The organism is Nocardia carnea NBRC 14403, from assembly GCF_000308515.1.
GTDB classification, from domain to species: Bacteria; Actinomycetota; Actinomycetes; order Mycobacteriales; family Mycobacteriaceae; genus Nocardia; species Nocardia carnea.
In genome coordinates this window covers 1-14,462 of record NZ_BAFV01000062.1, presented here as the reverse complement: position 1 = coordinate 14,462, position 14,462 = coordinate 1, and the positions used below count along the sequence as shown (strand labels likewise).

Genomic DNA, 14,462 nt, shown 5'->3' with positions numbered 1-14,462 from the left:
GGCGATGCCCTCACCGCGCGGATCGGCTACCCGACCACTCAGCTGTCGGCAGCGGAAGCGGCCGAATTCGGTGAACTGTGGGTGCAGGCGCTGGAAGCCGTGGCCCGCCATGCCGAGTCCGCGACCGCGGGCGGGTACACCCCGTCCGACTTCCCGCTCGTCGAGCTGACGCAGGGCGATATCGAGACCATCGAGCAGCGGTTCCCGCTGCCGGTCGCCGATATGTGGCCGCTGACCTCGCTACAGGCCGGCATGCTGTTCCACGCGCAGATCGCCGCCACCTCGGTGGACGTGTACACCGCGCAGGCGGTGCTCACGCTGACCGGCCGGGTGGATGCCGACCGGCTGCGGTCGGCCGCGCAGGCCCTGGTGGACCGCTACGAGAACCTGCGCACTGTCTTCGTGACCGACCGCGCGGGCAACTCGGTCCAGGTCGTCCTGGACGAGGTGCCGGTCGACTGGACCGAGCACGACCGCAGTGCCACCGGTACCGCGGACGATCTCGTCGAAGCCGACCGGTTGCGGCGCTTCGATCTCACCGAGCCGGGGCTGATCAGATTCACCCTGATCAAGACCGGGCCGGACGCCTGGCAGTTCGTGGTGTCGAACCATCACATCGTGCTCGACGGCTGGTCGATGCCGCTGCTCATGCGGGATCTGCTGGCGCTGTACGCGGTACGCGCCGACCGCTCCGCATTGCCGGCGGCCCGCTCCTACCGCCACTTCCTGGACTGGGTCGGCCGGCAGGACCACGACGCATCGCTGGCGACCTGGCGCGAGGCCTTGGCAGGAGTGAACGAACCGACGCTGCTCACCCGGCCGGATTCCGCGGGCGGCGCTTCCACCCACGAAATCGAGACGCTGTCCGGCGAATACGCCTTCGAACTGGACACCGCCGCGACCGCCCGGATCGTCGCGCTGGCCGCCGAACTCGGTGTCACCGCGAACACCGTGCTGCAGGTGGCGTGGGCGATCCTGCTGGGCCGGATCACCAGCCGCGACGATGTGGTGTTCGGCGCGACCGTCTCCGGTCGTCCGCCGCAGCTGACCGGTGTGGAGACCATGGTCGGGTTGTTCATCAACACCATTCCGGTGCGAGTGCGTTTCGATCAGTCCGAACCCACGCGGGAACTGCTCACCCGGACCCAGGGCGAGCAGGCGGATCTGCTGGATCACCACTATGTGGGCCTGGCCGATATCCAGGCCGCAGCCGGGCAGGCGAACCTGTTCGACACCCTGCTGGTGTTCGAGTCCTATCCGGTGGATGCCGAAGGTATCCAGGAGCAGGCCACCGATATCGACGGGATGGCGGTGACCGGGCTGACCGCGGTCGACGCCACCCACTACCCGCTGAGCCTGATCGCCACGCTGGGCAGCACGCTGCGGATTCGCGCCGGTTACCTCCGGGAACTGTTCGACGAGCCCGGTGTCCGCCGGATCGCCGACCAACTGGTGCGGGTACTCAACGCCCTCACCGCTGCACCGGACCGGCCGCTCGGCGAGATCGATCTGCTCGACGACGCGGAACGTGAACTGGTGCTGCGCGGGTGGAACGACACCGCCCATCCGGTGGATTCCGCCGTGACTCTGGTGTCGATGTTCGACGCGCAGCTCGCCCGGACCCCGGACGCGCCCGCGCTGACCTTCGGCGCGGAGACGCTGTCCTACGCCGAGTTCGCCGCCCGGGTGAACCTGCTGGCACGCTGGCTGATCGACCGCGGGGTGGGCCCGGAATCCTTCGTGGCCCTGGGGATGCGGCGTTCGATCGACCTGGTGGTCGGTATGTATGCCGTCACCGTCGCCGGTGGTGCCTATGTACCGCTGGATCCGGACCATCCGGCCGAACGCACGGAATACATCCTCGCCACCGCTGATCCGGTGTGTGTGCTGACCTCCGCGGACGATCTGCCGATCGATACCGCTCAGGTGCGGATCGACAAGCTGGATCTCTCCGGATACAGCGATACTCCGATCACCGACGCGGACCGGGTCGCGTCGTTGCGTGCGAGCAATACCGCGTACGTGATCTTCACGTCGGGTTCGACCGGCCGGCCGAAGGGTGTGGCGGTCTCGCATGCGGCGATCGTGAACCGTCTGGTGTGGATGCAGTCCGAGTACGGTCTGCAGCCTTCGGATGTGGTGTTGCAGAAGACTCCGTCGACATTCGACGTGTCGGTGTGGGAGTTCTTCTGGGCCTTGCAGATCGGCGCCCGGCTGGTGGTTGCCAAGCCGGACGGTCATCGCGACCCCGCCTACCTGGCCGAGGTCATCGACGCCGAGCAGGTCACTGTGGCCCACTTCGTACCGTCCTTGCTGACCGTGTTCGTGGCCGCGCTGCCGGGTGAAGCGGGCGCGCGGACGTGTGCGTCGCTGCGGCTCGTGTTCTCCTCCGGAGAGGCACTTCCGGCGAAGCCCGCGCAGCGGTTGCGTGAGCTGACCGGTACCGCGGTACACAACCTGTACGGCCCGACCGAGGCCGCGGTCGACGTCACCTTCCACGAGGTGACCGACGCCGATACCGCCGTCGTGCCGATCGGTGCCCCGGTGTTCAACACCCAGGTGTACGTGCTGGACGGCCGGTTGCGGCCGGTGCCGGTCGGCGTCGCCGGTGAGCTCTACCTGGCCGGTACCCAGCTGGCGCACGGCTATGTGGCCCGCCCGGATCTGAGCGCGGACCGTTTCGTCGCCAACCCCTTCACCGCCGGCGAGCGGATGTACCGCACCGGCGACGTGGTGCGCTGGAACTCCACGGGCGAACTGGAATACCTGGGCCGCTCCGATTTCCAGGTGAAACTGCGTGGTCTGCGCATCGAACTCGGCGAGATCGAAACCGCCCTGGCCGATATCGACGAGGTCGCGCAGGCCGTGGTGGTATTGCGCAGCGATGCCCGCACCGGGGATCAGCTCGTCGGCTACCTGGTGCCCGCGGCGGGTGCGCCGCTGGATATCGAGGATGTGCGCGAGGATCTGTCCGCGCGCCTGCCGTCGTACATGGTGCCGGCCGCGTTCGTGGTGCTCGACGAGCTGCCGCTGAACGCCAGCGGCAAACTCGACCGCCGGGCCCTGCCGGCGCCGGTGTTCGAGGCCCGTGTCTTCCGGGCGCCCTCGACCCCGATCGAGGAGATCGTGGCGAATACATTCGCCGAGGTCCTCGGCGTGGAACGGGTCGGTGCGGACGACGACTTCTTCGAGCTGGGCGGTAACTCGCTGAGCGCGACCCGGGTGGCGGCCCGGCTGTCGGCGGCGCTGGACACCGATCTCGCCGTGCGGGAACTGTTCGAGGCCTCCACGGTGGCCGCGCTGGCGGCGCGCGCCGAAACCCATTCGGGTACGGGCGGCCGGGTACCGCTGGTACCGCAGCCGCGGCCGACCCAGACCCTGCCCTCGGGCGAGGTCGTGGAGCGGGTGCCGCTGTCGCTCGCGCAGCAGCGGATGTGGTTCCTGAACCGGTTCGATCCCGAATCGGCCGCCGACAACCTGCCGATCGCGGTCCGGTTGTCGGGTCTGCTGGACCGGCAGGCCCTGCAGATCGCCATCGCCGATGTGCTGGCGCGGCACGAATCGCTGCGCACGTACTACCCCGAGGTGGACGGGACCCCGTACCAGCAGGTGGTGCCCACCTCGGCGGTGATCCCGGATCTGACGACGGTGGATGTTTCGGAAACCGACCTGTTCGCGCGGATCGCCGAATTCGTCGGCACCGGATTCGATGTCACCGCCGCGGTGCCGTTCCGGGTCCGGCTGTTCGAGGTGGACCCGACCGAGCACGTGCTGGTGGTCGTCGTCCATCACATCTCGTCCGACGGGTTCTCCATGGGACCGCTGGCCCGCGATGTGGTCACCGCCTACAGCGCCCGGATCGAGGGCGGCGAGCCGGGCTGGCGCCCGCTCGAGGTGCAGTACGCCGATTACGCGCTGTGGCAACGGCAGGTGCTGGGTTCGGAGGACGATCCGGAGTCGGTGATCGCCGCGCAGATCGGGTATTGGTCCACCGAACTGGCCGGTATTCCGGAGCAGCTGGATCTGCCGGCCGACCGGTCGCGGCCCGCCGTGGCCTCCGGCCGGGGCGCGAGCCTGGACTTCGAGATCGACGATGCGGTGCACGCCGAACTGGCCGAACTCGCGCGCAGTCGCGGGGTGACCTTCTTCATGGTCGTGCACGCCGCGTTCGCGGTACTGCTGTCGCGGTTGTCGGGCGAATCCGACATCGTCGTCGGCACCCCGGTCGCCGGACGCGGTGAACGTGCGCTCGACGAGGTCATCGGCATGTTCGTCAATACCCTCGCCTTGCGGACGCCGATCGACTCCGAGGCCGGTTTCGCCGAACTGCTCGAGCAGGTCCGCGGTAACGATGTGGCCGCGTTCGGGCATGCGGATCTGCCGTTCGAGCGGCTGGTCGAGGTGCTGAACCCGGTGCGGTCGCAGGCGCGGCACCCGCTGTTCCAGGTGATGCTGTCGCTGCAGAACAACAACCCGCAGGTCAGCGGCGAGCTGCCCGGGCTGGCGATCAGCGGTATCGATTCGCCCATCGAAACAGCCAAGTTCGATCTGCATCTGGAACTCGCGGAACGGATCGGCCCGGCCGAATCCGGCGCGAACACCGCCCGCGGTGTCACCGCCAAGTTCATCTACGCGACAGATCTGTTCGACGAGGCCACGGTGGCCGGGTTCGCGGATCGGTTCACCCGGTTGCTGACCGCGGTCGTGGCCGATCCGACGGCACCGGTCGGGGATCTGGAGATCCTGGCCCCGGCGGAGCGGACGCGGGTGCTGTCCGACTGGAACGCCACCGAACACCCGGTATCCGCGCAGCTGCTGCTCGACGGATTCCACCGGGCGGTCGCCGAATACCCGGACCGGGTTGCGGTGACCTCCGATGGTGCCGAGGTCACGTACGCGGAGCTGGATGCGCGGGTCAACCGCCTGGCCCGGCATCTGATCGCGCAGGGCGTGGGCCCGGAAGCACTGGTCGGGCTGCTGGTCTCGCGGTCGCTGGACCTGGTGGTGGGCATGTACGCGGTCGCCGCTGCCGGTGGCGCCTACGTGCCCCTGGACCCGGCGCATCCGGCCGAACGGATCCGGCACATCCTGGATACCGCGGCACCGGTATGCGTCCTGTCGACCACGGCCGATGCCGAGACGCTCGACGCGGACGTGCCGGTATTCACCCTGGACACGGTGGATATCAGTGGATACGCCGACACCCCGGTCACCGATGCCGATCGGATCGCGCCGCTGCGTACGAGCAATACCGCGTACGTGATCTTCACCTCCGGTTCGACCGGCCGGCCGAAGGGTGTGGCGGTATCGCACGGATCGGTCGCCAACCAGATCGCCTGGATCGTGGGCGAATACGGTATCGACCGCAGTGATGTGGTGCTGTTCAAGACCCCCGCGACCTTCGACGTCTCGGTATGGGAGTTGTTCGCGCCGTTGACCGTCGGCGGCCGGATGGTGGTCGCCGAACCCGACGGTCACCGTGATCCGCAGTACCTGGCGTCGGTGATCGGCGAACAGGGTGTGACGGCGACGTCGTTCGTCCCGTCGATGCTGTCGGTGTTCGCCGAGAGCGCCGCTGCCGTCCCGGGTGCGCTGGCCTCGCTGCGGATGCTGTTCGTGGCCGGTGAAGCGTTCACCGGTGATGTGGTCGCGGCGGTGCGCCGGGTCAGTGATGTGGCGATGTACAACCTCTACGGTCCGACCGAGTTCACCGTGCACGCCACACATGCCGCGGTCGCCGAGGAGGTTTCCGGTGCCGTCCCGATCGGTGGCCCGGTGTGGAACGCGCGGGTGTACGTGCTGGATTCGCGATTGCAGCCGGTTCCGGTGGGGGTGACCGGTGAGCTGTACCTGGCCGGCGCGCAGCTGGCCCGCGGTTATGTGGGCCGCCCGGATCTGACTGCGGACCGGTTCGTCGCTGACCCGTTCGGCACCGGTGAACGGATGTACCGCACCGGTGACGTGGTGCGCTGGACCGACGCCGGCGAACTGGTCTACATGGGCCGCTCCGACTTCCAGGTGAAGGTGCGCGGCCAGCGCATCGAACTCGGCGAGATCGAGGCGGCGCTGACCGATCATGCCGCGGTGGCGCGGTCGGTGGTCGTGGCGAAGTCCGACCCGAATACCGGCGACCGGCTGGTCGGGTACGTGGTGCCCGCCAAGGACGCCGTGGTCGACACCGACGAGCTGCGTGCCCAGCTGACCGGCCGGCTCCCGGCCTATATGGTTCCGGCCGCGTTCGTGGTGCTCGACGAGTTCCCGCTGAACGCGTCCGGGAAGCTGGATCGCAAGGCTTTGCCGGAACCGGTGTTCGAGGCCCGGGAATTCCGGGCGGCCTCGACCCCGATCGAGGAGATCGTGGCCGGCATCTTCGCCGACGTGCTCGGGATCGACCGGGTCGGCGCCGACGACGATTTCTTCGCCCTCGGCGGTAACTCGCTGATGGCGACCCAGGTCGCGGCCCGGCTCGGTGCGGCGCTGGACACCACGGTGCCGGTGCGCGCACTCTTCGAGGCCTCCACCGTGTCCGCACTGGCGGTACGCGTCGAACAGCACGCCGGAACCGGCGGCCGTAAGGCCCTCGAAGCCGGCCCGCGCCCCGAGCGGTTGCCGTTGTCGCTGGCCCAGCACCGGATGTGGCTGATCAACCAATTCGATCCGAGTTCGGCCGCGTACAACATTCCGCTGGCCATCCGGCTCACCGGCGCACTCGACGTCGCGGCCATGCAGGCCGCGGTGACCGATGTGCTGGAGCGGCACGAATCGCTGCGCACCCGGTACCCGGCCGGCCCCGACGGGCTGCCGTACCAGGAGATCCTGCCGGCCGCGCAGGTGCTGCCCGGCGGGTTGAGCGTCGAATCGGCCGACGATCCGGTGGCCCGGATCGGCGCGCTGATGTCGACCGGTTTCGATGCCACGCAGGAAGTCCCGGTGCGGGCGCTGCTGCTCGAAACCGGACCCGGCGAGCATGTGCTGGCCTTCGTCGCGCACCACATCACGGCCGACGGCGCGTCCATGGCGCCGCTGGCCCGGGATCTGGTGACGGCCTACCTGGCCCGCGTCGACGGGGACGCACCCGGCTGGTCGCCGCTCCCGGTGCAGTACGCGGACTTCGCGCTCTGGCAGCGCACCGTGCTGGGTGACGAATCCGACAGCGGCTCCGTCGCTGCCGAGCAGCTGGCCTACTGGCAGAAACAACTCGATGGGGTCACCCCCGATGTCGAGCTGCCGCTGGACCGGCCGCGGCCGCTGGTGCCGTCGCTGCGCGGCGGGCTCACCAGCTTCGGGGTGGACGCCGAAGTGCACCGGCTGCTGGACGAGTCCGCCCGGGCCCGGGGTGTCACGCTGTTCATGGTGTTGCACGCCGCAGTGGCGGTGCTGGTATCGCGGTTGACCGGCGCCGGTGACGTTGTCGTCGGTACCCCGGTCGCCGGCCGTGGTGAACGGGCCCTCGACGATCTCGTCGGCATGTTCGTCAATACGCTGGCGCTGCGGACCAGGATCGATCCGGCCATGACGTTCGCCGAACTGCTCGACCAGGCGCGGGAAACCGATCTCTCGGCGTTCGCCAACGCCGATATCCCGTTCGAACGAGTGGTGGAAGCGGTCCTGCCCGACCGGGCGACCGCGCAGAACCCGCTCTTCGATGTGGCGCTGTCGTTCCAGAACAACGAACGGGCCGTCGTCGATCTGCCGGGCCTGACGGTCCAGGCCATGGACGAGGGCGCGTTGGCCGCAAAGTTCGATCTGCAGATCGGTGTGGACCCGCAGCGTGATGCCGACGGTGGCTACGGCGAACTCTGGTCGGTGTTCAACTACGCGGCCGATCTGTTCGACGAATCGACCGTGCAATCCTTCGGCCGCCGGTTCGAACGCATCCTTGCCGCGGTGGCCGCCGATCCGCAGATCCGCGTCGGCGAAATCGATATCCTCGACGCCGCCGAACGAGAACGGATGGCGGCACCCGCGCCGCAGGCGGCCCACACCGCCTCGTCGGGTACCGCGCTGCCGCAGACGCTGCGCGCTTCGGTCGAGGAGGATCCGGAAGGCCCCGCCCTGGTATGGGGTGAGGAAGAGATCACCTACCAGGAACTGGACGCGCGCTCGTCGCGGCTTGCCCGGGTTCTGATCGCGCGCGGCCACGGGCCCGGGACCGGTGTGGTGGTCCGGCTCGATCGCGGGGTCGAGGCAGCGGTCTCCACCTGGGCGGTGCTGAAGTCCGGTGCCGCGCTGGTGGCCGCCGACGCGGTGGCCGCCGCCACAACCGCGGGGCTGTCGGTCGGGGCCGGGATCGTGTCCGGCTCCGCGCCGGACATGCCGGAGGTGGACTGGCTGATACTGGACGATCCGGAGCTCGCCGCCGAGATCGCTGCACAGTCACCGCGCCCGGTCACCTATGCCGACCGCGGCCGGCCGTTGCGCGGCAGCGACGTGGCCTATGTGGCGGCGGACGGTGCCCAGGTCTCCTATGACGATCTGGCCGCCGTGGTGGCCCGCGTGCACGCCGACACCGAGCTCACCTACGAATCGCGCACGTACCGGCACGGCAAGGCCGACAGCCTGGCCACCGTGGTGGAGATCGTGGCGGCCGGTGCGGCCGGGGCATCGGTGGTCCTGATCGCGGAGGTGAGCACCGAGGCAATCGCCGACGAATGGGTCACCCACCTGTGGACCGACCGTGCGGGGCTCGGCACACTCGATCCGGAAGCTCTGGAGGATCTGTCCGCGCTCGTCCTGGACGAGGGGGGACAGCCGGACGGGCAGTGGTCGGAGATCGAGTACGTACTCGATCTGTCGGCGTTACCGGACTGACGGGTCGGCCCGAGGCTCCCGTGCACCGAGTGCGCGGGGCGTGGTCCGGTCGGGGGCGTCGGTCGTGACCCCGGTCGGGGGCGTCGGAGATGACCCGCTTTGTGCGCCGGCGGTGATCCGCGCTGTGCGCCGGGTGTGACCCCGATCGTGCGTCCGGCGTCGTTCCCGCCGGGCGCGGTGTGATCCGCGCCGTACGTCCGGTGCGCTCTCGGGTGGCTGTGGCCTGCGACGGTAACGGCGGGGCCACGTCGGACCATGTAATGATGGAAGACTGCGAGTGCCGCAGCGGTCGGTCGTGCCCTCATGGCGGTACCGCCGCCGCGCCCGGGCGGTGCGATCCGCGGCCCCTGGGCGCACGGCGTGCAGCAAGGAAACGGCAGGTGAGGTAGGTAGATGGGTTCTGTTGTCGGTGACCAGAGCAGCCATCTCCAGGAAGTGATGCGAGGATGACCCGAACGGCACGCACTAGGCCCACCCGCGCCCGGCGCCCCCGTTTCACCAGCCTGCCCCAGCTCATGGCCACGGCCGTGGAAACCAACCCCACCGGGATCGCCGTCCGGTATGCCGATGCCACCGCCACCCTCGGCCAGCTCACCTACGCGGAGCTGGACGAACGCTCCAACCGGCTGGCCCGGTTGCTCATCGCGCGCGGAGTAGGCCCCGAGGACCTGGTCGCGATCGGTATCCCCCGTTCGATCGATTCGGTGGTCGCGGTGTGGGCGGTGGCGAAGACCGGCGCCGGTTATGTGCCGGTGGACGTGAACCACCCCATGGACCGCATCACGCATATGGTGACCGATTCCGGCGTCGTGTTCGGCCTGTCGGTGGCGGATTCGGTGGCCGGACTACCGCAGCAGGTCGAGTGGCTGGCGATCGACAGCCCGGATACCGCCGCCGCGCTCGATCGGTACCCGGCCGAACCGGTGTCCTTCGACGAACGGCTGCGCCAGCTGCGCGCCGAGCATCCGGCCTATGTCATCTACACCTCCGGGTCGACCGGCCTCCCGAAGGGCGTCGTGGTCACCCAGGCGGGGCTGGCCGGGTTCTGTGCCGAGGAGTGTGAACGGTTCCTGGTCGATACGACCGCCGGGCTGCTCCATTTCGCCTCGCCGTCCTTCGATATCTCGGTCAACGAAATGTTGATCGCGCTCGGGGCCGCGGCGACCCTGGTGGTGGTCGCGCCCACCGTCTACGGCGGCGACGAACTGGCCGGGTTGCTGCGGCGCGAACGGGTGACCCATATCATCCTCACCCCGTCCGCGCTGTCGTCGATCGATCCGGCGGGTCTCGACGATGTGCGAGTGGTGGTCGTCGGTGGCGAGGCGTGCCCGCCGGAACTGGTCCGGCGGTGGGCCGGAACGCTGGTGGACGGCCATCCGCGCAAATTCTTCAACGGGTACGGGCCGACCGAGACCACCATCCTGGTCAATATCAGCGAACCCCTGAAACCGGGCGAACCGGTCGATATCGGCGCGCCCGTCCGCAATGCCACCGAATATGTACTCGACGAACAGCTGCGTCCGCTGCCCACCGGTGTGACGGGCGAACTCTACGTCGCCGGTATCCAGTTGGCGCGTGGCTATCACAACCGCCCGGCTCTCACCGCCGAGCGTTTCGTGGCCAACCCGTTCGACGGCGGCGGCACCCGCCTCTACCGCACCGGCGATCTGGTGCGCTGGCGGGCAGACGGCGCGATGGATTATCTGGGCCGCAACGATTTCCAGGTGAAGATCCGGGGTTTCCGCATCGAACTGGGCGAAATCGACGCGGTGCTGGCCGGGCACGAATCGGTGAACTTCGCGGTTACGATCGGGTACGAGCCGCCCAGCGGCGCCACCGTATTGGCCGCTTACGTGCATCCGGCCGACGGGGCCGTGGTCGATACCGGCGAGTTGATCGCCCTGGCCGAGAGCCGGCTGCCGGCGTACATGGTTCCGGCGAGTATCACCGTGCTGGACAAGATCCCGCTGACTCCCATCGGGAAGCTGGATCGCCGAGCCCTGCCCGAACCGGTGCTGCGCACGACGGAGTACCGCGAGCCGGAGACCTGGCTGGAGAAGCAGGTCGCCGCCGTATTCACCGAACTGCTGCATCCCGCCGACCCGATCGGCGCCGATGACAACTTCTTCGACCTGGGCGGTAATTCGCTGATCGCGACCCAGGTGGTGGCCCGGCTGGGCGCGGTGGTGGATGCGCGTATCCCGGCCCGGATCATCTTCGAAGCCTCGACCGTGGCCCGTTTCGCGGAACGGCTCGGCGAGATCGGCAGGGACGGTAACGAGCGCCGGGCGCTCACCGCCGGGCCCCGTCCGGAGCGGGTGCCGCTGTCGATGGCGCAGCAGCGGATGTGGTTCCTGAATCGGTTCGACGAGCAATCCGCGGCGTACAGCATCCCGATCGCGGTACGGCTTTCGGGCGAACTGAATGTGGCGGCCCTGCGCGCGGCGATCGGCGATCTGGTCGATCGGCACGAGGTGCTGCGGACCTACTATCCGGAAACAGAATCCGGCCCGGTACAGGTGGTGCTCCCGCCCGGCCGCCAGGTCGTCGAATTGGAATCCCGGATCGTGGCGCCGGACGCGGTCGAACCCGCGCTGATCGAACTGCTGTCGCTACCGTTCGATGTCACCTCCGAGGTGCCGTTACGGGGTGTGTTGTTCGAAATCGACGGTGCGGCAGACGAATACGTACTCGCCGTAGTCGTGCACCATATCTCCGGCGACGGCGCCTCGACCGGCCCGCTGACCCGGGACCTGATGACCGCCTATGCCGCCCGCGCCGCGGGCGAGGAGCCGGGCTGGCAGCCGCTGCCCGTGCAGTATGCCGATTTCAGTATCTGGCAGCGTGAACTTCTCGGCGACGAGAACGATCCGGAATCCCTGGCGCACAAGCAGATCGAATACTGGCGGGAATCGCTGGCCGGACTGCCGGATCAGCTGGAACTGCCGGCGGACCGGCCGCGCCCGGCGGTGCAGTCGTTCGCGGGCGGCCGGATCGAGGTGTTCGTCGGCGCCGAGACCCATGCGGCACTGCTGGATATCGCGCGCGGCGCCAACGCGACCGCGTTCATGGTGATCCATTCCGCCTTCGCCGTGCTGTTGTCGCGGCTGTCCGGAACCGACGATATCGCCGTCGGCACACCGCTGGCGGGTCGCGGTGAGGAAGCGCTCGAGGATCTGATCGGCATGTTCGTGAACACCGTGGTGTTCCGGACACAGCTGGATCAGGGGGAGGCCTTCACCGATCTGCTCGCGCGCCAGCGTGAGATCGACGTCGCCGCGCTGGCCCATGCCGATGTCCCGTTCGAACGCCTGGTGGAGGTGCTGAACCCGGTTCGTTCGCAGGCGCGGCATCCGCTGTTCCAGGTGGGTCTGTCGTTCCAGAACCTGGCGCAGACCAGCCTGGAGCTGCCCGGGCTGGCGGTCTCGGGGGTGGAGTTCGACTCCGAACTGTCGCAGTTCGACCTGCATCTGATCATCGGCGACCGGTACGACGAGTCGGGCGCGCCGATGGGTCTCGGCGGTGTCCTGACCTACGCCACCGCGCTGTTCGACCGTGCGACCGCGCAGGGATTCGTGGACCGGTTCGTGCGGTTGCTGGAGGCGATCGTCGCCGCTCCGCGCACCGCGGTCGGCGAACTGGACCTGCTGGCCCCCGCCGAGCGCGCCGCTCTGGTACAGCGCAATACGACTGCCCGGGAACTGGATTCGTCCGACACCCTGGCCTCGCTGCTGGACACTACGGTCGCAGCGACTCCGGACGCGGTGGCATTGGTGGCCGCCGACGGTTCGCAGGTGTCGTATGCGGAGCTGAGCGCGCGGGTCAACCGGCTGGCCCGGTATCTAATCGCGCAAGGAGTGGGCCCGCAGGATCGGGTGGTGCTGGGCCTGCGCCGTTCGGTGGATCTGGCCGTCGCGATGTACGCGGTGACGATGGCCGGTGGTACCTACGTGCCGATCGATCCCGACCAGGCAACCGAACGCACGAACTACATTCTCGAGGCCGCGGCACCGGTATGTGTGCTGACCGACGCCGCGACCGGATTCGGCCGGGCCGGATCCGGCGCGGCTTCCGACGGCGTGCGGGTGGAGGCGCCGATCGCGGATCTGGACACCCTCGATCTGTCCGGCTACACCGGTACCCCGATCACCGACGCGGATCGGGTGTCGCCGTTGCGGGCGTCGAATACGGCATATGTGATCTTCACGTCCGGCTCCACCGGGCGGCCGAAGGGCGTACCGGTGCCGCATTCGGCGATCGTCAACCAGCTGCGGTACTTCACGGCCGAGTTCGAACTGAACGCCTCGGACACGATCGTGCTGAAGACCGCGGCGACGTTCGATGTGTCGGTATGGGAGTTCTGGGCCGCGGCCGTCTGTGGTGGCCGCATGGTCGTCGCCTCGCCGGATGGTCATCGCGACCCGTCCTACCTCAACGGCCTGATGGCTCGTGCGGGTGTGACGACGCTGGCGGTGGTGCCGTCGATGCTGGAGGCGCTGCTGACCGCCGACGTGGGTATGCCCTCGTCGTTGCGCCGGGTGCTGGCGATCGGTGAAGCGTTACCGGCGCCGACCGCGCAGCGGATGCTCGCCGACTACCCGGATATCGAGTTCTTCAACCTGTACGGTCCCACCGAGGCCGCGGTGTCGATTACGACGCACCGGGTCACGCCGGCGGATACGGTATCGGTGCCGATCGGTGCGCCGCAGTGGAATTCCCGCGTGTATGTGCTGGACGGCCGATTGCAGCCGGTCCCGGACCGGGTATCGGGTGAGTTGTATCTGGCCGGTGTGCAGTTGGCGCACGGGTATTTCGGTCGTGCGGATCTGAGTGCGGAGCGGTTCGTGGCCGATCCGTTCGCGGCCGGTGAGCGGATGTATCGCACGGGTGACCTGGTTGCGTGGAATCGTGATGGTGGTTTGGAGTATCGGGGTCGTACCGATTTCCAGGTCAAGATTCGTGGTTTCCGGATCGAGCTGGGTGAGATCGAGGCGGCGCTGCTGGCGTTGCCGGAGATCGCCCATGCGGCGGTTGTGGCGAAGTCCGATCCGCGGACCGGCGATCGGCTGGTCGGCTACCTCGTCCCGTCCGCCGGTGCCGACAGCACTGCCGGTGCGCTGGATTTCGTTCGTGTCCAGGACGCGCTGGCGCAGCGGTTGCCCTCGTACATGGTGCCGTCGGCGTTCGTGGAACTCGACGCCCTGCCGTTGAACGTGAACGGCAAACTCGATCGTAAAGCGTTGCCGGAACCCGAGTTCGAGACGCGGGCGTTCCGGGCGGCGTCGACTCCGATCGAGGAGATCGTGGCGAACGTCTTCGCCGAGGTTCTGGGTGCCGATCGTGTGGGTGCCGATGACGATTTCTTCGCGTTGGGTGGTAATTCGCTGGTCGCGACGCAGGTTGCGGCGCGGTTGAGCAAGGCCCTCGATACGACTGTTCCGGTCCGTGCACTGTTCGAGGCGTCCACGGTGGCGGGTTTGGCCGTGCGTGTCGAGCAGCATGCGGGTGCGGGTGGCCGGGCGGCATTGGTGCCGCAACAACGGCCGACCCGGGTCACCGAGTCGGGTGAGGTCCAGCAAGCTGCGCCGTTGTCGCTGGCACAGCAGCGGATGTGGTTCCTCAACCGTTTCGATCAGCAGTCGGTGGCGTAC

The 14,462-nt window shown here is 68.5% G+C and carries 2 protein-coding genes; both read left to right on the top strand.

The genetic code is table 11. The annotated features are described in order from the left end of the window. Positions 1 to 81: 81 nt before the first annotated feature. On the top strand, positions 82 to 8,811 hold the full coding sequence (locus ON22_RS22585) for a non-ribosomal peptide synthetase (RefSeq protein ID WP_218000698.1): 8,730 nt from the start codon (positions 82 to 84) through the stop codon (positions 8,809 to 8,811). 446 nt (positions 8,812 to 9,257) lie between these two features. Then, the coding region (locus ON22_RS22580; protein ID WP_043740506.1) for a non-ribosomal peptide synthetase at positions 9,258 to 14,462 on the top strand (5,205 nt) is incomplete at its 3' end.